General features: G+C 61.6%; 20 protein-coding genes and 1 tRNA gene. 5 read left to right on the top strand and 16 right to left on the bottom strand.

Features of this window, described 5'->3' with window-relative positions; all coding sequences use genetic code 11:
- Nucleotides 1-59 precede the first annotated feature (59 nt).
- A complete protein-coding gene (locus U862_RS0106685; protein WP_025109665.1) occupies nt 60-2681 on the top strand; it encodes an EAL domain-containing protein in 2622 nt (873 codons plus the stop codon).
- Nucleotides 2682-2683: 2 nt separating this feature from the next.
- Here the strand turns inward: U862_RS0106685 and U862_RS0106680 are convergent, their stop codons facing one another.
- The 6 genes from U862_RS0106680 to U862_RS0106655 all read right to left on the bottom strand — a co-directional run bounded on the left by U862_RS0106680 (nt 2684) and on the right by U862_RS0106655 (nt 9302).
- Nucleotides 2684-4030: a glutamine synthetase family protein gene (locus U862_RS0106680; protein WP_025109664.1), complete on the bottom strand. Its 1347-nt coding sequence runs from the start codon at nt 4028-4030 to the stop codon at nt 2684-2686.
- Nucleotides 4031-4053: 23 nt separating this feature from the next.
- On the bottom strand, nt 4054-4611 hold the full coding sequence (locus tag U862_RS0106675; protein WP_025109663.1) for a helix-turn-helix domain-containing protein: 558 nt from the start codon (nt 4609-4611) through the stop codon (nt 4054-4056).
- A 25-nt stretch (nt 4612-4636) separates the two neighbouring features.
- Nucleotides 4637-5926, bottom strand: coding sequence for an FAD-binding oxidoreductase (locus tag U862_RS0106670; RefSeq protein WP_025109662.1), 1290 nt, complete (start codon nt 5924-5926; stop codon nt 4637-4639).
- Between the two features lie 93 nt (nt 5927-6019).
- Complete coding sequence (locus tag U862_RS0106665) at nt 6020-7204, bottom strand: DUF2252 family protein (protein WP_025109661.1); 1185 nt, start codon at nt 7202-7204, stop codon at nt 6020-6022.
- Nucleotides 7205-7266: 62 nt separating this feature from the next.
- Nucleotides 7267-8595: an ATP-binding protein gene (locus U862_RS0106660; RefSeq protein ID WP_025109660.1), complete on the bottom strand. Its 1329-nt coding sequence runs from the start codon at nt 8593-8595 to the stop codon at nt 7267-7269.
- A complete protein-coding gene (locus U862_RS0106655; protein ID WP_025109659.1) occupies nt 8592-9302 on the bottom strand; it encodes a response regulator in 711 nt (236 codons plus the stop codon). Before U862_RS0106655 ends, U862_RS0106660 begins: the two co-directional genes overlap by 4 nt.
- 165 nt (nt 9303-9467) lie before the next feature.
- Here U862_RS0106655 and U862_RS0106650 point away from each other — a divergent pair, with 165 nt between their 5' ends.
- Entirely contained in the window at nt 9468-9791 is a 324-nt protein-coding gene (locus U862_RS0106650) for a hypothetical protein (RefSeq protein WP_025109658.1), read from the top strand.
- Between the two features lie 38 nt (nt 9792-9829).
- Nucleotides 9830-10498: a DUF3313 domain-containing protein gene (locus tag U862_RS0106645; protein WP_025109657.1), complete on the top strand. Its 669-nt coding sequence runs from the start codon at nt 9830-9832 to the stop codon at nt 10496-10498.
- A 14-nt stretch (nt 10499-10512) separates the two neighbouring features.
- Here U862_RS0106645 and U862_RS0106640 read toward each other — a convergent pair whose 3' ends face one another.
- Nucleotides 10513-11403, bottom strand: a complete 891-nt coding sequence (locus U862_RS0106640; RefSeq protein ID WP_025109656.1) for a LysR family transcriptional regulator — start codon at nt 11401-11403, stop codon at nt 10513-10515.
- A 99-nt stretch (nt 11404-11502) separates the two neighbouring features.
- Between U862_RS0106640 and U862_RS0106635 the strand changes: the two genes are divergently transcribed.
- Nucleotides 11503-12156 (top strand): NADPH-dependent F420 reductase, encoded by a 654-nt coding sequence (locus U862_RS0106635; RefSeq protein WP_025109655.1) that lies wholly within the window; start codon nt 11503-11505, stop codon nt 12154-12156.
- A 57-nt stretch (nt 12157-12213) separates the two neighbouring features.
- Here U862_RS0106635 and U862_RS0106630 read toward each other — a convergent pair whose 3' ends face one another.
- Both U862_RS0106630 and U862_RS0106625 read right to left on the bottom strand, forming a co-directional pair.
- Nucleotides 12214-13050 carry a hypothetical protein gene (locus U862_RS0106630; RefSeq protein WP_025109654.1) on the bottom strand — a complete coding sequence of 279 codons (837 nt, stop codon included), beginning with the start codon at nt 13048-13050 and terminating at the stop codon, nt 12214-12216.
- Nucleotides 13051-13188: 138 nt separating this feature from the next.
- Nucleotides 13189-13794 (bottom strand): TetR/AcrR family transcriptional regulator, encoded by a 606-nt coding sequence (locus tag U862_RS0106625; RefSeq protein ID WP_025109653.1) that lies wholly within the window; start codon nt 13792-13794, stop codon nt 13189-13191.
- 156 nt (nt 13795-13950) lie between these two features.
- Between U862_RS0106625 and U862_RS0106620 the strand changes: the two genes are divergently transcribed.
- Nucleotides 13951-15333 carry an aspartate aminotransferase family protein gene (locus U862_RS0106620; protein ID WP_025109652.1) on the top strand — a complete coding sequence of 461 codons (1383 nt, stop codon included), beginning with the start codon at nt 13951-13953 and terminating at the stop codon, nt 15331-15333.
- 126 nt (nt 15334-15459) lie between these two features.
- Here U862_RS0106620 and U862_RS0106615 read toward each other — a convergent pair.
- The 7 genes from U862_RS0106615 to fdnG all read right to left on the bottom strand — a co-directional run bounded on the left by U862_RS0106615 (nt 15460) and on the right by fdnG (nt 24686).
- Nucleotides 15460-15555: transfer RNA gene (locus U862_RS0106615), tRNA-Sec, on the bottom strand.
- A 7-nt stretch (nt 15556-15562) separates the two neighbouring features.
- Nucleotides 15563-17479 (bottom strand): selenocysteine-specific translation elongation factor, encoded by a 1917-nt coding sequence (gene selB, locus U862_RS0106610; protein WP_025109651.1) that lies wholly within the window; start codon nt 17477-17479, stop codon nt 15563-15565.
- A complete protein-coding gene (selA, locus tag U862_RS0106605) occupies nt 17476-18888 on the bottom strand; it encodes an L-seryl-tRNA(Sec) selenium transferase (protein WP_025109650.1) in 1413 nt (470 codons plus the stop codon). Before selA ends, selB begins: the two co-directional genes overlap by 4 nt.
- Nucleotides 18889-19078: 190 nt before the next feature.
- Nucleotides 19079-20005: a formate dehydrogenase accessory protein FdhE gene (gene fdhE / locus U862_RS0106600; protein ID WP_025109649.1), complete on the bottom strand. Its 927-nt coding sequence runs from the start codon at nt 20003-20005 to the stop codon at nt 19079-19081.
- 3 nt (nt 20006-20008) lie between these two features.
- Nucleotides 20009-20674, bottom strand: coding sequence for a formate dehydrogenase subunit gamma (locus U862_RS0106595; protein ID WP_025109648.1), 666 nt, complete (start codon nt 20672-20674; stop codon nt 20009-20011).
- Nucleotides 20671-21606, bottom strand: coding sequence for a formate dehydrogenase subunit beta (gene fdxH / locus U862_RS0106590; protein ID WP_025109647.1), 936 nt, complete (start codon nt 21604-21606; stop codon nt 20671-20673). The genes U862_RS0106595 and fdxH overlap by 4 nt, the downstream gene beginning before the upstream one ends.
- A gap of 14 nt (nt 21607-21620) precedes the next feature.
- Nucleotides 21621-24686 (bottom strand): formate dehydrogenase-N subunit alpha, encoded by a 3066-nt coding sequence (fdnG, locus tag U862_RS0106585; protein ID WP_157836056.1) that lies wholly within the window; start codon nt 24684-24686, stop codon nt 21621-21623.
- Nucleotides 24687-24778 lie beyond the last annotated feature (92 nt).

Here is a 24778-nt window from a genome sequence, read left to right as displayed (position 1 = left end):
GAACATTTCGCGCTGGCCGCTGTTCCAGATGATTCAGATAGCGAATCAAGGACGAGCCTATGGATATCTTCACGCCCGCTGCGCCTGTTCCGCCTCGGCAAAGTGCAATCACCCGCCGCCTGGCGTTTGCAGTCGGCGCGCTGTTTATCGTCGGGGTGATGGCCGCCGTCGGCACCTTGATCGGGATTGCCGCTCGCCTGGACCGTGAGGATGTCGAGCAAACCCGCTTCTACACGGCCCGTGCGCTGGAAAACCGCATCGCCGCGTCCAAAAGCTACATCACCAGCTACGCCGACTGGACCACGGCCTACGAACACTTGCACAGCAAAGTCGACATCGACTGGGCCTACACACAGCAGAACATCGGCAAGACCCTGTTCACCAGCGACGGCTATGACGGTGTGTTTGTGCTGGATCGGGACCGAACCAGATACGCCGTCGTGCAAGGACAACTCGAGGACGTGGACATCAGCGGTCTGCTCCAGGTGTCTGCCGCATCGCTGATTGATCAGGTGCAAAGTCAGGCCGACCTGACTGTGCCGATCAACACCTACTCGCTATTCGACGGCTGGCCGGCACTGGTCACGGCCGCAGCGATCCTGCCCAACGACGAGCGCCCGCTGGGCGATCCGAAGCAGACCTCGGTGCTGGTATTTGTCGACAAACTGACACCCGCCAAACTCCAGGCGATCAGCACCGCCTACGGCCTGCAGAACCTGGCCCTCACACAGGCTGACACACTCGCTGACGAACAGCCTCGGGTGCCGCTGGGCAACATCGGTTACAGCCTGAGCGCGGACCTCGAACGCCCCGGCCAGCAACTGTTGTGGTCGTTGCTGCCGACGCTCGGCGGCGTGCTGGTGGTGCTGATGCTGTTGACCGCGTACTTCTTGCGCCACGCGTTGCGTTCCTCAACCTATGTCGACCAGAGTTTCAGCACGCTGCAGGCCTCGAATCAGGCACTGGAAGCGGCCAATCATGCGCTGGAAGCCAGTGAAGAACGTTTTCGCGCGGTGGCCGAAGCGGCGTCGGACTGGATCTGGGAAGTCGATAACCATTTGTGCCTGACCTATCTTTCGGCGCGCTTCAGCGAGGTGACCGGTTACCCGCAAGCCCAGTGGCTGGGGCAAGGCATCGGACAATTGGTCTCGTGCGACACCACACCGCTGGAGCTGTGGCTGAAAAAGCTCAGCGAAGACAGCAATGCCAGCGACCTGCGTTGCACCTACCGCGATCACGCCGGGCAGCAGCGTCACTGCCGATTGTCGGCGCGGCCGATCATCGACAAGCACGCCGTGAGCGGCTATCGCGGTACTGCCAGTGACATCACCGACGAAGTCGCCGCCCATGCGCAAATCCAGCACCTGTCGATGCACGATGCCCTCACCGGCCTGCCCAATCGCAACCAGTTGGCGCGCTATCTGGATGACGCACTGCTGCTCAAGGAACACGCGCCACCGCTGTCGCTGCTGATGATCGACCTGGACAATTTCAAACCGATCAACGATTCACTGGGCCACCCGGCCGGTGATGCGGTGTTGCAGGAGGTTGCCAATCGCCTGCGTGAATGCACCCGCGAGCACGATATTGTCGCGCGTCTGGGTGGCGACGAATTCGTCGTGGTCCTCAATGGCATGGACAGCCGTCTGGAGGTCGACCGGTTCTGCACGCGGCTGGTCGAAAGCCTGCACCAACCGCTGATCTTCGAACATCATCCGCTGCACGTGGGCGCGAGCATCGGCATTGCCCTGAGCCGGCGTCAGGGCTTTGTGCCCAGTGAGCTGATTCGCTGCGCCGACATCGCGCTGTATCAGGCCAAGTCCGAAGGCAAGAACACCTGGTGCTATTTCGAAGCACACATGAGCGACCAGATCCAGACGCGCCGGCAGATGGAAAGCGACTTGCGCGGCGCGCTGAAGAACGACGAATTCGTCCTGCACTACCAGCCGCGCTACACGGTCGACGGCAAGCACATCGTCTCGGTCGAAGCCCTGGTGCGCTGGCAGCATCCGACCAAGGGGCTGCTCGGGCCGGACCTGTTCATCGGGCTGGCGGAGCAGACCGACCTGATCGTGCCACTGGGCCGCTGGGTGTTACGCGAAGCCTGTGAAACCGCCCTCACCTGGCCGTCGGACATCCTGCTGTCGGTCAACCTGTCGCCGGCGCAGTTCGCCCTCAGCGATGTCGTCGAAGACGTGCGCGAAGCACTGGTGCAGACGCGTTTTCCGGCCAGTCGCCTGGAACTGGAAATCACCGAGAACGTGATGCTGGTCGACACCGACGGCGCGCTGGCCACCATGAATGCGCTCAAGCAACTGGGCGTGCGCCTGAACATGGACGACTTTGGCACCGGCTACTCATCCCTCGGTTACCTGCGCGCCTATCCGTTCGACGGGATCAAGATCGACAAGCGCTTCATCGCCTCGATCAGCCACGGCGCCAACGATCGCGCCGTGGTGCAGGCAATCATCGGTCTCGGCAAGGCCATGGGCCTGACCGTCACTGCTGAAGGCGTGGAAACCGAAGAACAACTGGACATTCTCGGCAAGGACCAATGCAACGAGGTTCAGGGGTATTTCATGAGTCGGCCGATCGACAAGGCGGCGTTCGCGCAGTTGCTGAACAGTGCCAGAGCCGAGCCGGCCGATCATTCGCCGCCGAAGAAAGGCCGCGTCATATAACACTAGAGATACCAGCGATACTCCCGCGCACTGATCTCCTGCATGAACGCCAGGTGATCCTGGCGCTTGTTCTCGCAATACACGTCGATGAACTCGGCGCCCAGTCCCGCGCGCAATTGCGGTTGATTCTGCAGGGCGCGCACGGCATCGAGGATTTCGCTGGGGAAAGCGATGCCGCTGTTGCGGTCGTCGTTGAGTGGCGGGATCGGTTCCTTGCCGGTTTCCAGCCCGTGTTCCAGGCCCACCAGAATCGCCGCCAGCACCAGATACGGGTTGGCGTCGGCGCCGGCCAGACGGTATTCGATGCGCAGGTTTTTTGAGTCCGACTCGGGAATGCGCAGGCACGCGTCACGGTCCTCGTAACCCCAACTTGCCTTGGTCGCGGTGTTCACCGTGCCGCTCAAGCGACGCATGGCATTCTGGTTCGGCGCGAAAATCGGCATGCTGTGCGGCAGCAAGTCCAGGCACCCGGCCACCGCATGGCGCAGCGGCTGTTGGTGATTGGCGGCCAGCAGGTTATTGCCTGCCGCGTCATACAGGCTGACGTGCACGTGCATGCCGCTGCCCGGATGCTCGACGTACGGCTTGGCCATGAAACTGGCGCGGTAGCCGTGCTTGAGCGCAACACCACGGGTGCTGCGACAGAACAGCGCCGCCCAGTCGGCGGCACGCAGACCGTCGTCCAGATGCCCAAAATTGATCTCGAACTGCCCCGGCCCCAGCTCCGCGGTAATGACCGTGGCGTCGATGCCTTGGGTCCGCGCGGCTTCGACCATCTCATCCAGCACCGGGGCGAAACGCGACAGGCGCTCGATGTGCATGTTCGGCTGATCATCGGCATCGTGGCTCAGCTCGTCGCGAGGGAATTGCGGCAGGCCGTCGCGCAGCTTCTTGTCGAACAGGTAGAACTCCAGCTCGAACGCCACCACCGGATGAATGCCTTTGCGCGCGAGGCGATCGAGCACCTGTGCGAGCACTTCACGGGGTTCGAACTCGATCGGCTTGGCGGTGCCATCGGAGGTGATCAGCATCTGCCCCAGCGGCTGTGCTTCCCAGGTCACCGGTTTGAGTGTGCCCGGGACGAGGCGGCGCGCGGCGTCCGGGTCGCCGTCGTTGAAGCAGTAATCGCCGATCTTGAACAGGCCGCCCTGCACGCCCAGCAACACGCAGTTTTGCGGCAGTTTGAGCGCGCTGCCTGCAGCGACTTTTTCGAGCATGTCCACCGGATAACGCTTGCCGTAGAAATGCCCGGGAATGTCCAGGGAAATCAGGTCGACATAACGCACCTCGGGGTAGCGTTGGCGAAACGCACGCACTTCAGCGAGCAGGTCAGAGCAGACAGCGTCCATCGTCGGTGTTCCTTTTGTTGTTGTCAGGTGTAGACCCAGAGCACGCGCGTGAGCTGCTGGGTGAGGTTGCCGTAGCGGCAACGGGTGTGGCTGTCGAATTGAAAGCTGTCGCCGGCACGTAGCGCGACCGGGTCCTCGTCATCGCCCAGCCACAAGGTCAGTTCGCCTTCGAGGACATAGCCGCCCTGCTCCGAACTGTCGCTCAGGTGCCGGTCGCCGCTGCTAGCGCCCGGTTCCAGATGACTTTCGAGCATGGAAAACGAAGCGCGCATCTGCGGCGACACCAGAATGTCGGTAATGCCGTTGGCGTAATACAGCGTGCGGCGCTCGTCGGGGCGGGTGACCCACGGCACCTGTTTGGGTTTGGGCAGGCTGTAGAAATAGGTGGTCGGCACGCCCAGGGTTTCGCTGATCGCGGTCAGGTCGGCCACCGTCGGCCGCGACAGACCGCGTTCGACCTGCGAGAGAAAGCCCACCGAACGGCCGATTTTGTCGGCCAGTTCTTTCAGGGTGTATTTCTTGTGCTTGCGCAGGTCGTGGATCAGGATCGCCAGCGCAGCGATTTCTTCTTGCTTGTTCATGGCCGGGGTTCCAGAAAATTTTTCATCAAATGCTGTCGCGCAGTCGATACCAGGCCTTGCCGATGGCTTCCAGCGGTGCGGCGAGGTATTTACCGCCGGGAAAGCTGCCATTGCTCAGGCCCTGATACAACGCCAACTCATCGTCTTTACCGAGAATGGCGTCCGACACTGCGCGGGCGGCGGCCAGTGTCGGCAGCACACCGTGGCCCGAGTAACCCTGCAGCCAATAGCGCTGGCCGTCGCGACCAATGTCCGGGGTGCGCTTGATCGTCAGGTCGATGTGCCCGCCCCAGGCAAATTGCAGCCCGACGCCTTTGAGCTGCGGGAATACGCGCTCGAGAAACGGCCGGGTCGCCGCCGCGATGTCCTTGGGCATGCCGCCCAGATAGGTGCAGCCGCCCCCGAACAACAAGCGGTTGTCGGGCGTGCGGCGGAAGTAATCGAGGACAAACTGGTTGTCGGTCACGCAGACGTTGCTCGGCAGCAGCGCCGTGGCTTGCTCCGGTTTCAGCGGCGCGGTGGCCACCTGATAGGTGCCGACCGGCAGAATGCAGCTGGCGAGTTGCGGGTCGAGTTCATCGAGATAGGCGTTGCAGGCCAGCACCAGCACGTCGGCCTTCACCGAACCACGTGCGGTGTTGACCTGGAAACCATCGCCCTCAGGCTGATAGCTCAATGCTTTGCTTTGCTCGTAGATGCACCCGCCGGCACGCTCAAGGGCGGTGGCCAGCCCGAGGGCCAGTTTCAGCGGATTGAGGTGTGCGCCTTCAGCATCGTAGAGCCCGGCCTGATAGCGCTCGCTGGCGACCCATTGCGGCAGATCTTCACGGGGAATGAATTGCAGGCCGTCGTGGCCCCACTTGTGACTGGCTTCGTGTTGCCATTCAGTCAGCAGGCTGACCCGACGCGGCATCACCGACGTCCACAAATGCCCCGGGCGATAGTCGCAATCGAAGCCGTGACGCCCGGGCAGTGCGCGCAACTCCTGCGCGGCCCAGCGCATGCCGCCCCACAGGCGCTTTGCCCGCTCATGCCCCAGCGCTGCTTCCAGCGGTGGCATGTCGCACGACCAGCCCAGAATCGCCTGCCCGCCGTTGCGCCCGGATGCGGCCCACGCCACGCGACTGGCCTCCAGCACGGTGACGCGCTTGCCCGCCAGTGCCAGGCGCAACCCCGTGTGCAAACCACTGAATCCCGCGCCGATGATCACCACATCGCTGTCCTGCGCGCCTTCGAGCACCGGTCGTTGGGTGAGGATATCGGCGCAACTGTGAGCGTAGTAGCTGTCGACATGGCGCTGGGATTGCTGAAACATTGGCGGCCTCGTGAAATTCTGTTCTTGTATTTTCATGAAAATCTACAGAACAAATTTCATATCGGCAACAGACAACTGAGTCCTCCAGCGGGATCAGTGCTCCAGCGCATAACGCCGGCAGTGCTCCAGATAGCCTTTCTCATGCCTGCCCACCAACTGCACGACACTCGACCACAACCACGACGGTGCATCCAGGGTCTTTGAGCGACACGCTTGCAGTTCGCGCATCCACGAGGCCCGTGTGCTCAGGTCCATCTGCCGGGCATGCGCCAGTCCCACGACGCGGGCCAGATACCCGGCGGCCAACATCGCATCGGTCTGGCTCAACTGATCCAGCTCCAGTTTCATGTCTTGAGGCAGCAGTTCACGAATGAAGAAGCCATGGTCGAGCACCCGGGCCGCAATCATCCGATTGCCAAGGCCCGGCGAGAGAAACCGCGCACCCTCGACGACCCGCTTGCCGTTGTCTCTGGGCATTGCCGCCCGGGCCACCCGCGGGGCCGCAGCGGCGACCGCTTCCTTGATGTCGAGCAAGCAATACTCTTCGTCATCGCCATCGCCCACCCCGAGTAAAACCGCATAACGCTTGAGCCCCAGCGAACTGCAGCCTTTGACCCAATAGGCCGAGTCGAGCATTTTCACTCGATCATCCTTCGAGCGGCCCTTCAGTGACGTCACCAACGTGTGCAGATCTGGCGTGGCGCACAACGTCTTCAACGCGCTGCGCTCCTCGCGCGACAACGACCAGAAATGCTTGCCCAGCGGAATAGTCGGTTTAGTGTTTTCGATGCGCTCCTGGGCCAAATGCTTCCAGGTGCGCTGCACCGCGCTGCGCATCCCGGCTTTCACTTGCGCGGGGCGTGGCGGTTCTTTATCGACGTCTTCTTCAAACGCCTGCTCGTAGCCGCGCATCATTTCTTCGAGCATCCGCGCAGTCGCCACGCCGGGCAGATCCGAGCCACGGGCGGCGGTGGCCAGGGACAAGGCCAGACGGACCAGATCATGCGCAGGATTGCCGATAACGGTTTGGTCGAGGTCGCGGATGTGGATATCGATGCGCCCTTTCAAGTCGCCCGTCGGCCCCAGGTTCCCGGCGTGACAATCGCCACAGATCCACACTGCCGGCCCTTGCGGCAGGCGGCGTCCCGGCTGGCTGTGCAGCCACTCGTAAAACTGCACCGTACTGCCGCGCACGTAAGCGTGCGCGGAGCGGGCCATTTTCAGATTGCGAAGTTGTGACAGCGGTTCAAGGCGTGCGGAGGGCCGTGGGGTTTTCATGGACGCTTCTTGCAGTGAATGTGTCCTGTTGACCGCTCGCCATGGCTGAATGTTTCAAAGTATTACAAAGGCAGCTCGACCCGCGCCAACAAGCCACCCCCGTTGCGATTACTCAACGTCAGCTCCCCGCCCTGCTCCCGGACAATGGCCCGCGCCGACGACAAGCCCAGCCCGACGCCACCGGTTTCACGGTTACGCGAGGTTTCCAGGCGGAAAAACGGATCGAATACCCGTTGCAGCGATGCTTCGGGAATTCCCGGCCCGTCGTCACTGACGTCGATACAGATGCTGTAACCGTCACTGCTCAGCGCAATGCATGGCTGCTGCGCATACTTCTCGGCGTTCTCCAGCAGGTTGACGATCACCCGTTTGATCCCCAGCGGGCGTCCCTCATACACCAGATGTGCCGGGCCGCTGAAACCGATGGCGATATTCTGGTCGCGGTAGTCGTCGATGATCGTCTGCAGCAACTCCGACAGGTCGAACGCGGTGGTTTGCTCCGGTTGGGTGTCTTCACGGAAGAACGCCAGTGCGGCGTTGATCATCGATTGCATCTCTTCAATGTCGCGGATCAGTTTGTCCTGATGATCAAAATCTTCCATGAACTCGCTGCGCAGGCGCATCCGGGTCAGCGGAGCGCGCAAATCGTGGGAGATCGACGCGAGCATGTGCGTGCGCTCGCTGATGTAATGCTGAATCTGCGCCTGCATGGTGTTGAAGGCGATGATCGCCTGACGGATCTCGTCCGGGCCTTCGATCTTGATCGGCGGCGCACGCAGATCGCCGCCAAAACGTCGGGCAGCGCTGGCGAAACGCTGCAGCGGCTGGGCCAGTTGCCGTGTGGCAAGCCAGGCCACCAGCACCGTGGCGATCAGGCCGAGGGCGATGATGATCGCGATGCGTGTGCCGATGTCCAGTCCCCAGGAGCGCTCGCGCGAAGAGAACAGCAACCAGCTGGCATCGGGCAGTTGAATCAGCGCCGCATAGCGCCCCAGCGGGCTGCCGCTCGGCCAGTCAGCGGGGTTGAACACCCGAATCTGTCGATCATCGCCCAACAACTGATGCAACACCGATGTCTTGCCTGCCGTGAGTGGCGTACCACCCGAGGGCAATCCGAGGTCGTCGCGTTGCGCACTCCACATCACCTCCTGTGTCAGGCCGTTTGCCGCTTGCGCCAGTTGCCGGCGTAAAGGTGCCGGTGCGGCCTCGATCACCTTGACGGTAGCGGCAATCTGCTCCAGCAATCCGGTGCGTTCAATGGGCGGCCGCGCCCAGGTTCCCGCCACCTCCACGAACAGGAAGTTGAGCGCCAGCGAAGCAAGCATGGCCGCGACGATGGTCAGGGCGATACGCCGACTCAGCGGATCACGGCGCAAGAAGCGGCGAATCATGAACGAGTGACCTTGGCCGTGAACATATAACCGCCGTTGCGCACAGTGCGGATCAGGTCAGGGCGTTTGCTGTCCGGTTCGATCTTGCGCCGCAGGCGGCTGACCTGCACGTCGATGCTGCGATCAAAGGCGTCATGGCCCTGGCCGCGAGACAGGTCGATCAGTTGTTCGCGGGTAAGGATGCGCTGCGGGTGCTCGAGAAACACCACCAGCAGGTCAAACTCGCCACCGGACAGCGGAATCATCACGTTTTGCGGCGAGCGCAGTTCGCGGCAGGTGATGTCCAGGTGCCAACCGGCGAAAGCGACTACCGGCCGTGACGGCTCGCTCGCAGGGCCGACCTGCTCACCGGCGCGGCGTTGCACGGCGCGCAAGCGGGCCAGCAGTTCACGCGGGGCAAACGGTTTGGTCACGTAGTCATCCGCACCCAGTTCGAGGCCGACGATGCGATCACTCAACTCGCCCATGGCGGTCAGCATGATGATCGGAATGCCCATCTGCGCCCGCACTTTCTGGCACAGGCTCAAGCCACCCTCGCCGGGCATCATCAGGTCGAGAATGATCGTGTCCGGGCGCTGTTGCGCAATCGCCGCCCACATCGCCGCGCCGTCGACGGCCACATCGACTTCGTAGGCGTGCTGGACGAAGAACTTCTTCAGCAAGGCGAGAATTTCCACGTCATCGTCGACGATCAGCAGTCTGCTCACGTTCACAGGATCCCAAGGCCAAAAAAAGAACGCATCTAAAACTATTCCGGCGCCCGGGTCATTTATTTCAATCGTGCAACATTCCGTCGTCCCGGACATCAAGCGGACATTGTGCGGCAAAAACCCTCTGCCACCCTGCACGCCTTCCAAAACAGGGGGCATTTCATGAAGGCTTTGCACAGCAGGTATACCGCCGAGGGACACGACGCCCGTTATCCGTTGATTCTCAGCCAACGCACCACGGCGCCTGAGCACGATACGCCGCTGCTGTTCCAGGAGTTCTGCCTGGGCCTGTCAGATGATCAAAGCCGCATCGTCTTGCGCCGCTATTTCGAACAATACGGGCCTTCCCAGGCGCAATGGGTGGAGTACGTGCATTCGATCCCGACCGCCGATCTCATCCACTGGATCATGACCCACGGTCAACTGCGCATCGAGTGCTCGGACAACACCCCGCCGCTCTCCTCCCCAACCACCGCCCGCGCTTGAACGACGCGGGTGCAAAGCGCAAAACAAGGATTCGCATGATGAGAAGCCATTGCTTGATGACACTGTTGTGTACAGCGTCTCTGAGCCTGTCGGGTTGCAGCAGCAAAACCGTCGAACCGGAGAAATACAGCGGTTTCCTGCATGATTACAGCGTGCTCAGCGAACACAAGTCGCCATCAGGCCTGCCGGTTCTGGGTTGGGTCAGCCCTGCGCTGGCCCGCGGCCGTTACACCCAGGTCTATCTGGCGCCGAGTCAGTTCTACCCCAGCGTCGAGCCGACGCAGCGGATTCCGCTGAGCACGCTGTCGGGCGTCACCGAGTACTACGACGCGGCCCTCAGACTCGAACTGGGCAAGGTCATGCACCTGGTGTCCAGACCCGGCCCGAATACCCTGACCGTCAGACCCGCAATCACCCGCGTGTCCGCCAGCACGCAGAGCCTGCGTTTCTATGAATGGCTACCGGTGACCCTGGTCGCCGCCGGCGTGAGCACCGCCACCGGCATTCGTGACCAGGACAGTGAAATCGCCACCGAAGTCTCGTTCGAAGACGGCTCCACCGGCGAAGTGGTCGCCGAAGTCGTACGCAAGGGCACTGGCCTGGCACTGGAAAACGACAAGCAGGTGCTGACCGCCGATGACGTCAAAGGCGTGCTGGACGGTTGGGCCAGTGATCTGGGCAAGTCATACGCGGCGATTCGTCGCTAACCCCATGTCCTGCTTCACTGCGCAAAGTGCTTCACGGCCGCATCGATAAACCGGCGAACCTTGGCCGTTTTCTGCCGGTTCGCCGTGTACAGCAGATGCATCGCTCGGCTGGGCGCCTCGAAACCCTCAAGTAACTGAACCAACGCTCCCGCACGCAAGGCCGGCTGAAGAAAATCCGCCGGCCCCAGCACGATGCCGAAACCATCCACCGCCGCCGACAGCAAGGCTTTGCTCTCGTTGACGTGCAAACGGCTGGTCACCGGCACGCTATACGCCTGCGACCCCTTGAAAAACTGCCACTCACGATCAGCCGGCCGCGACCAATAGGCGTAACCGAGGCACTCGTGTGCCTGCAAATCCTCCGGCACACGCGGTGTCCCGCGCGCCGCCAGATACGCGGGCGACGCGCAGACCACCAGTCGATAGGGGGCCAAGGGTCTGGCCGTCAGGCTGGAGGTGGCCAGGGGACCGATCCGGAAAGCCACCTCAAAGCCCTCTTCCACCAGATCCACGGCGCGGTCGGTCAGATGCAGGTCGATTTCCACTTCGGGAAACTCCCGCAGAAACCCGGTCACGAAGGGCATCAGGCTATAGGAACCAAAGGTCACGGGCGCACTGACCTTGAGTTTTCCACGCGGTGTGTCGCTCATGATTTGCGCCAGTGAATCGGCGGCCTCGGCTTCAGCCACAATGTGCTTGCAACGCTCGTAATACGCACTGCCCAGTTCGGTCAGACTCTGCCGGCGCGTGGTGCGATTAAGCAGCCGCGCACCCAGCCTGTGTTCAAGCGCCGCGACATGCTTGGCGACCATCTGCGCCGACATGCCCAAGCGTTGAGCGGCACTGGCGTAAGAGCCTGCTTCGGCAGCCATTACAAAAGCCGCCATGCTGCCAAGACGATCCATTCGAAACTCCTGTTATCGAAAGCAAGTAACAAACCGCAATTTATCAGCATCTGGTTAGCAATCATCATAGGCCCTTCAAACCCGATCAAGGAGCACGTGATGCGTATTGGAATTGTTGGAGCCGGATTCATAGGGCGCGCCGTGGCGCAATTGCTGATTGCCGCCGGGCATGAAGCAATGCTGAGTAACTCGCGCGGGCCGCAAACCATGAGCAGCGTGCTCAGCGGTATCGCCGGCTGCCAGATCGGCAGCGCCGAACAAGCGGTGCAGTTTGCTGATGTGGTGCTGGTGGCGATTCCGTTCGAGCACTACCCCAGCCTGCCAAGCGCATGGTTTGTGGGCAAAACCGTGCTGGACGCCAACAACTATTACCCCGATCGAGACGGCCATATCGCGGCCCTTGATAATCATCAAAGCACCACCAGCCGGTTGCTCGCGCAGCACCTGACCGGGGCAACGGTGGTCAAGGTGTTCAATGCCATCCTTGCCGGTGATCTGCTCAAGGACGCACGGCCGGCACATTCGAACGAGCGCCGGGCGTTGCCAATTGCAGCTGATGATGCGCAGGCCAAGGCACTCGTCAGTCAGCTTCTGGATGAAATCGGTTTTGATGCGGTCGACGCAGGAAACCTGGATGAGAGCTGGCGATTCGAGCGGGCCAAACCGGCCTATTGCATTGCATTCGACAAGGCCGGCCTGGTCCACGCCTTGGCAGCAGCCGAGCGCAACGTCGAATTGCCCCGCCGCTGGTAACGCCACGGAAGCCGCAAACCGGCTGCCTGCGGGGCGGCCGGTGTTCTGGGGCGGGGATTATCGGGTTGGGGTTTCGGTGATATCGAACGTGCAGTTGACCTTGCGGGGCGGTTCTTCGTTTTGTTGGAAGGCGCCGGTTAGCGTGCCTTTTGCGTGGGTTTGCGTGGGCAAGGAGGCAAAGGTCACTTCGCCGCTTCTTGCGTAAAAGAATCCGAATGGAGAGTGAAAGTAAAGCGCTTGAACCTTGCTGTCTGACCTTCCCAGTGGGTGCGTCAGGCCCTGCAAATCAGCATCGATGATCAGGGTGATATGTTCTGCGCCAATGGGCGGATGAGTGCGGCCAACGACCTCGAGATAAGGTTTACCGTCAACTTCCTTGTGTTGAATACCGACTTCAACGGCTTTGAAGTTTTCCTTGTCGACCGTCCCCTCGAATGTCCCTTTACCTGCCAGGTGTGCAACGGTAATGCCGGTGAGATCGAAGATGCCTGCGCTCACGGAAATAATCTCGTCCGGGCCGGAGTGAACCCTGTAATCGAACGAACCCCACATGCGCGCGGTTTTCCAGTCGTAGTGCACTGTAAGCACACCCTCGTATGAGCCCAGGGAAACGCCTTCTGGAAAGTATGAATAGCGCCCTTGTGTTTTGCTGTCGGGCGAGGGTTTCAGCGAAAACCGGTTTTCCGTGCCGTCATTTGAAAGGGTATTGGGAAACCAGAGTTCAATCACCCTGAAAGTCTGGACGTCGTGCCTCATGGTGGCGCTGATCCTGAACTGTTCTGCAGTCTCCCTTATTTCCAGTTCTGTTCTAGCGATGAATGCCAGTTTGCCGTCTCTGTCCTCAATCGTTGCCTGGACATTGCCACGGGTGTTGTGCAGTTTTTCAGGTTTCATTGCGCGGCTCCCCTTTGGGTTATCTCCCGGACACAAGGGAGAGCAGGAGCGTAAGTCGCTTTGGCCGCCGACATAACTGTCAGAGTTGACAGGTACCTCTACCGTCCGGCTGCTGCGCGCAAGCTCTGCACGCCAGGTTCACCTCTCCAGCATGCCGTGACACAACAGCGTCAGCACCCCGCGCATGTGCAAGGCATGCGCTGGTCGATCCGGCACTTCCTGGGTCGCCAGACGAATGAACGCCATGTTCGCGTACTGGTTGAACAGCGTCGCGGCCACCTCCAGATCGACCGATGCACGCACCTTGCCCTGCGCCTGAAAATGCCCGAGCAGCGCCTTGGTCTCTTCAATCACTGCCACATTCCACGGGCTCAAGGCCTGGGCCAGTTCACCGGTCAGCAGGAACGGCGCCAGTTCGCGCCACAGGGAGGCCGGCATTGCCTGCAGCTGGTAATCGGTCATCAGCCCTTCGAACTCGCACAGCGCCTCCAATGGATCGCTGTCGTCATCCAGATTGGCCCGCGCATCACGCATGGCCTGCTCGTCGGGCTGCTTGAGTAACGCCAGCAGAATCTCCTGCTTGCCGCCGAAGTAATTCACCACCGTCGGCGCGGACACCCCGGCCTGCACCGCAATCTGGTCCAGTGTGGTGGCTGTAAAGCCGTTGGTCTTGAACAGCTCAAGTGCCGCTTCGGCAATCACTTGCCGGCGCTGTTCCTTCTGCCGCTCTCTGAGTCCGCTCATGTTGCCTCTGATGATCCTTGCCAATGGCGCTCAGCCTACGGATATCTTTTTTCACCGACAAATATTTTCTTTACAAAAATATTTTAAAGTGACAAATATTAGCCGTGCAGCGCTGGAATGAACGCACTCACCCGCCCCATTCTCTGGAGATCAGCCATGTCCGCCGAATTCGATCCGACCCGCAGTACCCGCGATTATCAGGCCGCCGACGCCGCCCACCACATTCATGCGTTCGTCGACCAGAAAGCACTCAACGAGGAAGGCCCGCGGGTAATGGTCAGCGGTGATCGCCTGGCGTTGTGGGACAACGACGGCAATCGTTATCTCGACGGCATGTCTGGCCTGTGGTGCACCAACCTCGGTTACGGGCGCAAGGACCTGGCCGCCGCCGCGACGGCACAGCTGGAACAACTGCCCTACTACAACATGTTCTTTCACACCACTCACCCGCAGGTGATCGAGTTGTCGGAACTGCTGTTCAGCCTGTTGCCCAAGCACTACAGCCACGCGATCTACACCAACTCCGGCTCCGAAGCCAACGAAGTGCTGATCCGCACCGTGCGCAAGTTCTGGCAGGTGATGGGCCAACCCGATAAGAAAATCATGATTGGCCGCTGGAACGGCTACCACGGTTCGACCCTGGCCGCGACGGCGCTGGGCGGCATGAAGTTCATGCACGAAATGGGCGGCACCATCCCCGACGTGGCGCACATTGATGAACCGTACTGGTTTGCCCACGAAGGTGACCTCAGCCCCGAAGAGTTCGGCCTGCGCGCAGCGAGACAACTGGAAGACAAGATTCTCGAACTGGGCGCCGACAAGGTTGCCGCGTTCGTCGCTGAACCGTTTCAGGGCGCCGGCGGCATGATCATCCCGCCTGCCACTTACTGGCCGGAAATCCAGCGCATCTGCCGAAAGTACGACGTGCTGCTGTGCGCCGACGAAGTCATCGGCGGTTTCGGCCGTACCGGCGAATGGTTTGCGCATCAGGCCTTCGGTTTCGAGCCCGACACCCTGTCGATCGCCAAGGGCCTGACCTCCGGCTACATCCCCATGGGCGGCCTGATCCTGTCGCGGCGCATGGCTGAAGTGCTGGTGGAAAAAGGCGGCGTGTTCGCCCATGGCCTGACCTACTCCGGGCACCCGGTGGCCGCAGCGGTGGCGATTGCCAACCTCAAGGCGTTGCGCGATGAAGGCGTGGTCACCCAAGTGAAAAACGATACCGGGCCTTATCTGCAGAACTGCCTGCGCGAGGTGTTCGGCAACCATCCGCTGGTGGGTGAAATTCAGGGCGTTGGTTTGGTTGCCGCGTTGCAGTTCGCCGAAGACAAAGCCACCCGCAAGCGTTTCGCCAACGAGAACGACATCGCCTGGCGCTGCCGCACCATTGGCTTTGAAGAAGGCTTGATCATTCGTTCGACGCTGGGACGAATGATCATGGCCCCGGCGCTGATTGCCACCCGCGCAGAACTGGATGAACTGGTCGACAAGACTCGCATCGCCGTCGATCGCACGGCTCGCGAGTATGGCCGCCTGTAAACCGACACCCATTGTGGGAGCGGGCTTGCTCGCGAAGGCGGCCGATGATTCAACACAGATGTTGAATGACACACCGCATCCGCGAGCAAGCCCGCTCCCACAGAGGCTTTTTGAATAGTGCGTAATTGGCGGAAGGCAGCCGGAGTCGAACCTGCCCGGGAACGGATGCCGTCCCCAACCGGGTTTGAAGCCCGGCCGCGCCACCGGGCGCGATTGCCTTCCATTGAACTCAGGGTGCGTCGGCACTGGCCAGCGCGTTGTCGTGGCGGATCACGCGGGATTCGCCGATGCGTCGGGTCAGGCCAAGGCGGTCGAAATATTCCAGATACTGAATACAGCGTTTGCGTCCCAAGCCTAGCGCATCCCGGAACGTTGTCACCTGGATCTGTGGATTTTCCTGTTCCAGCTGCAGCAGTACGCCGGCCATGCGCCGCAGTTGCACGTCAGGCAGAAACAGGTCACGCACCACTTGGTGCATCAGCCCCAGGCGCGCCAGTTTGCGCAGCAACAGGCGCACTGCCGCGTCGTCCTCACCGAGTATTTTTGCGACATCGCGCACCCACGGCGGATCGTATCCGGCCTGTTCGAACAGCGGCTGCAGGCGCAGCCACAGGGTTTCGTCTTCGGCATTCAAACGTACCTGATGATCCGGCAGGTGCAGCCACGGCCCACTGGCGTTGATCGATCCGGCGGCACGCAATTCGTCCAGCAGGCTGGCAAAGGTCGAACGCTCCAGCGCCAGACCGCTGAAGCGCCGCAGACGGTCGCGATCCGGGCCCATCTGGTCGGGTTCCAGCTCATGGAGTTTTGCCAGTTGCTCCAGCACGGTGAACTTCAGTTGTCCCCAACGCTGCACGTTGAACAGCACCGGGCCTTGGCGGGTGTCGATCAGGCGCACGTTGGACGGTAGTGACCAGTCTGCACGCTGACGATTGAACTGACGCTCCAGCCGCTGCGGATCCAGGCCACCGGCGCTGTGGTTGAGCAACACCGGCAGCGCTTGCTCAAGACTGTCGCTGCGCACCAAGGCTTGCAGTTGCGCCATCCGTTCCGGGCTGCGGCGTTGTCGGGCCGGGGCGAACGGGTCGAGCACCTGGCCACCGCCGAGGGTGCGTTGCGCGCTCGGGTCACGCAGGATCACCCGATCGCCCTTCACCGCATGCACCGGGGCGTTGATCAGCAGTTGCGCGAACATGCGCTGGCCGGAGTTCAAGCGCGGGCCTTCGAGCAAAGCCACGCGAGCGATCACGTCCTGGGTACCGAGGTGTACATGCACCGGGCGAAAGTGTTCGAACGTGCGCTCGCCGGGCAGCAGCTGAAACTCGATATCGACCCGTTGCGTCGGTGCGTGCAGCCATTCGGCCAACAGCCATTGGCCGCGATGGATCTGCTCCAGCGTGAGCCGCTCCCCGCTGATATTCAGTGCCACGCGTTGCCCGGCGAAGGCCTGTTCGGCGGGTTGATTCTGCGCATGCAAGCCACGCACCCTGACCGATTTTCCGGACGGCCCGAGCGCCAGTTTGTCCCCGACGCTAACCGTACCCGACAACGCCGTCCCGGTGACCACGGTGCCCGCGCCGGCCACGCTGAAGGCGCGGTCGATGGCCAGACGGAATCCACCTTCGCGGCTGCGCTCATGCACTTCGCCCTGGGTTTGCAACAAACGCTGACGCAACTCATCGACGCCCTGCCCGGTTACGCTCGACACCGCCAGCGTCGGCGCATCGGCAAACGGCCCGGTTTCCAGCAAATCGAGAACCTGGCGTTCAACCTCTTCCACCCTGCCCGGTTCGACCCGGTCACACTTGGTGATCGCCACCAGCGCCCGGGGAATGCCCAGCAACTGGACGATCGCCAGATGCTCGCGGGTCTGCGGCATCACCCCGTCGTCCGCAGCCACCGCCAGCAACACCAGATCGATGCCCTGCGCCCCGGCGAGCATGTTGTGGGTGAACTTCTCGTGGCCCGGCACATCGATGAACCCGGTCAGCCCGGCACCGGGTTTTAGCTGCGCGTAGAGATAACCGAGGTCGATGGTCATCCCGCGTTCGCGTTCCTGCGGGCGGCGGTCGCCGGTTTGCCCGGTCAGGGCCTGCAGCAACGAGGTCTTGCCGTGGTCGATGTGCCCGGCAGTGCCGACGATCACGATTCGACCTGCAACTGCGGCAATTGCGCCAGCCACGCTGTTTCATCGTCGAGCTGACGTAGATCGAGCCACAGCGCATCGTCGTCAATGCGCCCGAGCACCGGGATCGGCAAACCGCGCAGCGCCGCTTCCAGATTCAGCAGACAACGCCCACGCAAACGCTTTGAAACCTGCGGGCGACAACACAGCGCCGCACTCGGCAATCGCGCCACCGGTTGGCTGCCGCTGCCGATCATGCCCAAGGCCTGAACGGCGCTGACCTGCCAGGATTCGCTCAAGAACTCAGCCATCGCCGGTTGTAAACGCGAAGCCTGGGCGAAAATGTCGGCTTGCGAGCGAGTCAACAGCCGCAAACTCGGCAGACGTTCCGCGAGGCGATCCGGATCGCGATACAAGCCGAGCACCGCTTCCAGCGCCGCCAAGGTCAATTTGTCCACCCGCAACGCACGTTTCAGCGGGTTCTTCTTGATCTTCGCGATCAGCTCTTTGCGCCCGACGATCAATCCGGCCTGCGGCCCACCGAGCAATTTATCGCCGCTGAACGTAACGATATCCGCGCCATCGAGCAGCGCCTGACGCACCGTCGGCTCGGCCGGCAAGCCCCAACGGGTCAGGTCCAGCAGGCTGCCGCTGCCCAGATCTTCCAGCAATGGCAAACCATGCCGATGGGCCAGCTCGGCCAGTTCGGCGGTGGGCACGCGGGCGGTAAAGCCTTCGATGCTGTAGTTGCTTGCATGCACGCGCATGATCAAACCGCTGCGCGGGCTGATCGCCGCTTCGTAGTCTTTGGCATGCGTGCGATTGGTGGTGCCGACTTCGTGCAGGCGCACGCCGGCGCGGGCCATGATGTCGGGGATGCGGAACGCACCGCCGATTTCGATCAGCTCACCGCGCGAAATGATGCCTTCCTTGCGCGCGCCGAGGCTGTTCAGGGTCAGCAGCACCGCAGCGGCATTATTGTTGACTACGGTGACCGCTTCGGCGCCGGTCAACTCGCGGATCAGGCCTTCGATCAAATCGTCGCGATCACCGCGCTTGCCGCTGGCCAGGTCGAATTCGAGATTGAGCGGATATCGCGCGGCCATCTGCACTGCTTCGATGGCTTCATCCGGCAACAGCGCCCGGCCAAGATTGGTGTGCAGCACCGTGCCGGTCAGGTTGAACACCCGCCGCACGTGGCTGCGCTGTTGTTGCGCCAGGCGCTCGCCAACTCGCCCGGCGAGCACGTCTGGGCTGATTTCGACGGCTGATAATTGCCCGTTCAACACGCTAGAGCGCAACTCATCGAGCAACTGGCGCAAACTGGCCAGCAACGACTCACGCCCATAACGCTCGGCCAACGGCACACAGGCCGGGTGACGCAACAAACCATCAATGGACGGTAAACGCGGGGCAACACTTGCGGACATCAGCCACTCCCGAAAACAAAAGACTTTCCGGCATGACCTGACGCTACGCGTCCAGACACAGCACACCGGCCCCCCATTGTGGGAGGAGGTGCTCGCGAATGCGGTGAGTCAGCTACAAATGATCTGACTCACACGGCCCCTTCGGGAGCAAGCCCCCTCCCACAAGTTTTCAGGAGTGTAGACGTTCTGGTCATTCGTCTCCCGGCGCCAGTAACAGATTCGGTGCCAGACGCTGATATCCATCCTGCGCCAGACGCATGTCGAGCAGCAGGCTGGTGAGGTCCGCCGACAGTGCTTCGCCGTCGGCATCGTTTTCCAGATACAGCAGTTTCAGATAACTGTTACAGCCTGGGCAGACCTCCGCCCGAATCGGCGCCTGATTGGCTGCATGCCGATCATCTTCAAGGCTCAGGTAATCGAGGCCTTTGCTCGACTCGCAATACACGCACTTGACCCGCACCACGTGCCATTCGCAGGCGCACAGCGAACACACCAGATAACGCAGGCCGTTGTGTTTGCCGCGATGGCGGATCACCCCGGCCATCGCCGGTGAACCACAACCCGGGCATTGGCTGAGGCTGTCACCGGGTTTCAGTTGCAGGTTGGGTGCGCTGAGCAGCCAGTGACTCCAGGCCACTTGCAGCCCGGCGCCGAGAAACGGCACCAGTTGCGCCGGCACCATCGAGTACTGGCCGCTGACCAAGGCCACCGCCCATGCGCGCAACTGGCCCGAACTTGCGCCCTGCAGCGTATTCAGCGCATCAACAACGGCGGGCTGTTCAACCGGCTCATAGCGTTTTAGCAAAGCGCCGAGATAAGCCTGCCAACCCTCTTCACGCACCAGCGTATCGGCGGCGAACGGCGGCAAGCCATGTTGCTGACAGGCTTCAATCCTTTGCTGATCAAACGGCGCCGTCAGCGGTGGATCGTCGAAAACCTGCTGCTGCACCCGGCACAACCCGGCGATCAGACGCAGGTAGTCAGCCAGCGCATGCCCTTGGGCCAATTGCTCCAGACGTTGCGCGCGCAAGGTGAACAGGTTGTGCGGTGGCAGGTGCAGAAACGGCGGCGAACTGGCCGCCGCTTCGATTTCCCCGGGTTCAAGAATGGTTGCCAAAGGTCAGCCCTTTTTGGTGATCGGTCGTACCGGCACGTCCGGATTACGTTCATCGCGGGTGATTTCGCGGTACCAGAGTTCGTGGTGTTTCTTCGCCCAGGCACGGCTGACCCAGCCATGCAGCATCGCGTCCACCGAGCCCTTGATCCACAGGCCGGCGTAGATGTGAACGATGATGCTGAGGATCAGCACAAACCCGGCCAGCGCATGCAGAAGCATCGCCCAACGGATCACGGTGATGCCGAAATACGCACTGAAATACGCGCGCCAGATCACCAGCCCGGTCAACAGCAACCCGAGCATGCACAGCAGTAAAGTCCAGAACAGCATCTTCTGCCCGGCGTTGTACTTGCCCACTGGCGGCACGCTTTCTTCATCGTTGACCAACACCCGATCAATGCGGCGCATCCACTTCCAGTCGTTGTCGATAAAGAAATTCGAGCGCCAGAAGCGGAAGACCAGGCCAAGGAACAGCACAAACATCAACACGCCCATGAACGGGTGCAGAATCCGCGTCCACGGCCCGCCACCGAACAGGTTGGTCAGCCAGAACATCGACGGATGAAACAACGCCAGCCCCGACAGCCCGGCCATGAAGAACAGAATCGCCACCAACCAGTGATTGGTGCGCTGGTTGGCGGTGTAACGCAGAATCGTCTTGTTGCTCATGGCCGGTCCTCCCCGCGTGGATCGAAGGTGTGCACCGCCGGATCAACAACGTGCACCGAAGTGTCCGGCGGCGCGGGATGGTCATCTTCTTCGGTGCGGTTCGGCCCGATCCGCACGTAGTGGAAGAATCCGGCCAGCACCGCCGCGCCCATCGCCAGCAGGCCCAGCGGTTTGCTGATGCCTTTCCACAAGCCCACCAACGGACTGATGCTCGGGTCCTGCGGCAGGTTGGCGTAGATCTTCGGCGTGTCGGCGTGGTGCAACACGTACATCACATGGGTGCCGCCGACGCCTGGCGGGTCGTACAGACCGGCGTTGTCGAAGCCACGGCTTTTCAGGTCGACGATGCGTTCGGCGGCGTGTTCCTTCATGTCTTCCTTGCTGCCGAAGACAATCGCCCCGGTGGGGCAGGTTTTCACGCAAGCCGGTTCCAGCCCCACCGCCACCCGGTCCGAACACAAGGTGCATTTGTAGGCCTTGTGATCCTTCTGCGAAATCCGCGGAATGTTGAACGGGCAACCGGTGATGCAATAGCCGCAGCCGATGCAGTGGTCCTGATCGAAATCGACGATGCCATTGGCATGCTTGATGATCGCCCCGGGACTGGGGCAGGCCGCCAGACAACCCGGCTCGGCGCAATGCATGCAGCCGTCCTTGCGGATCAGCCACTCCAGATTGCCGGCGTCGGTTTCGTGTTCGGTGAAGCGCATCAAGGTCCAGGTTTCTGCGCTCAGGTCTTGCGGGTTGTCGTAGGTGCCATGGTTGTGGCGGACCTCGTCGCGCAGCTCGTTCCATTCCGAGCAGGCAACCTGGCAGGCCTTGCAACCGATGCATTTGGTGGTATCGATCAGCTTGGCGACTTCCTGCTGATTCCTCACCGAGGGCGGCACCGTGGTGGTGGCCGAGCGGGCAATGATGTCTTGGCTGGCCATCTATAGATTCTCCATCAGAGCTTCTCCACGTTGACCAGGAATGACTTGGATTCCGGGGTCTGTGTGTTGCCATCGCCGAGAAACGGCACCAAGGTGTTGGTCAGGTAACCGTGTCGCGTCTGACCGGTGAACCCCCAGTGCAACGGGATACCGATCTGATGCACCACCTGACCGTTGACCTGCAGCGGCCGGATGCGTTTGGTCACCACCGCGACCGCCTCGATGAACCCGCGCTTGCAGCTGACCCGCACCCGATCCCCGGCCGCAATGCCCTTCTCCTTCGCCAACACTTCGCCGATCTCGACGAACTGCTCGGGCTGGGCAATCGCATTCAACTTGCAATGCTTGCTCCAGAAGTGGAAGTGCTCGGTCAGCCGGTAACTGGTGCCGGCGTACGGGAAGTCCTTGGCTTCGCCGAGGCTTTCCCAGACCGAATCGAAGATCCGCGCCGCCGGGTTGCTGGTGGCTTTCTTGTTTTGCGGGTGCAGCGGGTTGATGCCGATCGGCGTTTCAAACGGCTCGTAATGTTCGGGGAATGGCCCTTCGTTCATCTTGTCGACGGCGAAGAACCGCGCCACGCCTTCGGGGTTCATGATGAACGGGTTCATCCCGGCTTCCGGTGGCACATCGGCCTTGTAGTCCGGCACGTCGGTGCCGCCCCAGGCCTTGCCGTTCCACCATACGAGGCGTTTTTTCGGATCCCACGGTTTGCCCGAGACATCCGCCGATGCACGGTTGTAGAGGATCCGCCGATTGGCCGGCCACGCCCAGGCCCAGCCCAGGTGCTGGTGCATGCCGTACGGGTCGGCGTTGTCGCGTCGGGCCATCTGGTTGCCGGCCTCGGTCCAGCTGCCGGCGAAGATCCAGCAACCGGACGCGGTGCTGCCATCGTCCTTGAGCTGCGCGAACGCTGCCAGTTGCGAGCCGGCCTTGACCGCCGCACCGCTGGCGTCGGTGAAGTCGACCATGGCGCTGCCGTTGATTTCCTTGGCCAGCTCCTCCGGCGATGGCTCATCCGGAATCTTGTACGGCCACGACAGTTTCAGCAGCGGATCGGCGAATTTGCCGCCCTCGGCCTGATAACGTTTGCGCAGGCGCAGGAACAGCTCGCTCATGATGCGGATGTCGGTCTGCGCTTCGCCCGGGCCGTCGGCACCTTTCCAGTGCCATTGCAGCCAGCGGCTGCTGTTGACCAGCGAGCCGTCCTCCTCGGCAAAGCAGGTGGTCGGCAGCCGAATGACTTCAGTCTGGATCTCGGCGCTTTTCACGTCGTTGTACGGCCCGACGTTTTGCCAGAACTCCGAGGTTTCGGTGGCCAGCGGGTCCATCACCACCAGCCATTTGAGTTTGGCCAGTGCGCCCATCACCCGGTTCTTGTCCGGCAGCGCGGCGATCGGGTTAAACCCTTGGCACATGTAGCCGTTGACCTTGCCCTGGCTCATCAGGTCGAACATCTTCAGGACGTCGTAGTTGGGGATGTCGAGCTTCGGCAGATAGTCGTAATTCCAGTTGTTCTCAAACGTGGCGTTGGCGCCGTACCACGACTTCATCAGGCTGACGTGGAATTTGCTGTAGTTCTGCCAGTAGGACAATTGCCCCGGACGCAACGGCATCTGCGTGCGTTTTTTGATGAAGCCGTTGTAGTCCTGCTCGGCATCGCTGCCCAGGGTCAGGTAACCCGGCAGCGAGTTCGACAACAACCCGAGGTCGGTCAGGCCTTGAATGTTCGAGTGCCCGCGCAAGGCGTTGACGCCGCCGCCCGGCATGCCGACGTTGCCCAGCAGCAATTGCACCATCGCCGCGCTGCGAATGATCTGCGCGCCGATCGAGTGTTGCGTCCAGCCCAGGGCATAGAGAATAGTCATGGTCTTGCCGGGCGTGGAGCACGTGGCAATCTCATCCCAGATTTTCTGCATGGCATCGACCGGCATGCCGCAGATCTGGCTCGCCAGATCAATGTTGTAACGGCTGTAATGCTGCTTCATCAGTTGATAGACGCAGCGCGGGTCCTGCAGGGTCGGGTCGACCTTGGCAAAACCATCCTCACCCAGCTCGTAACCCCAGCCGGACTTATCGGTATAGATGCGCTTGGCCGCGTCGTAGCCGCTGAAAATACCGTCTTCAAAGCCATAGCCGGCCTTGACGATGAACGAGACGTCGGTGTAATTGCGCACGTATTCGTGCTGGATCTTGTCCTCGGTCAGCAGGTAATTGATCAGCCCGCCCATGAAGGCGATGTCGGTGCCGGTGCGGATCGGCGCGTAATAGTCGGCCACCGAAGCGGTCCGGGTAAAACGCGGGTCGACCACGATCAGCCGGGCGGCGTTGTGCGCCTTGGCCTCGGTCACCCATTTGAAGCCGCACGGATGCGCTTCTGCTGCGTTGCCACCCATCACCAGGATCAGATTCGCGTTGGCGATATCGGTCCAGGTATTGGTCATGGCACCACGGCCGTACGTCGGGGCAAGACTTGCCACCGTCGGGCCGTGTCAGACACGCGCCTGGTTATCGAACCCCAGCATGCCGAGACTGCGAATCACCTTCTGGGTGATGTAACCCGCTTCGTTGGACGCTGCCGACGCTGCGAGGAACCCGGTGGTGAGCCAGCGGTTCACCGTTTGCCCGGTAGCGTTCTTTTCGATGAAGTTGGCGTCGCGGTCGGCCTTCATCAGGTCGGCAATGCGATCCAGCGCTTCGTCCCAACTGACGCGGGTCCATGCGCTGCTGCCGGGCTTGCGCACCTGCGGGTATTGCAGGCGGCCCGGGCTATGAATGAAGTCCAGCAGGCCGGCGCCTTTCGGGCACAGGGTGCCGCGGTTGACCGGGTGGTCGGCGTCGCCCTCGATGTGGATGATATTTTGCGCGACGTTCTTCGCGGCGTCGCCCTGGCTGTACATGATCAATCCGCAACCGACCGAGCAATACGGGCAGGTGTTGCGGGTTTCATGGGTGTGGGCGAGCTTGAAGTGACGCACCTGCTCGGCGAAGGCCAGCGTCGGGGCCATGCCCAACGCGCCCAGGCTAGAGCCTGCAAGGCCGATACCGGCGACCTTGAAGAATTGACGACGGCTGAGATCCATCGTGCACTCCTGATCAGGTGGAACCCGGTACTGGTGCCGGGTTTTTTCTGGACAAACACGGTGACGGCAGAAAGGCTGCCGACTTTTTCACT

Origin of the sequence: Pseudomonas sp. H1h, assembly GCF_000633255.1 — a bacterium.
Classification (GTDB): domain Bacteria; phylum Pseudomonadota; class Gammaproteobacteria; order Pseudomonadales; family Pseudomonadaceae; genus Aquipseudomonas.
This window is presented reverse-complemented; position numbering and strand designations above follow the sequence as displayed.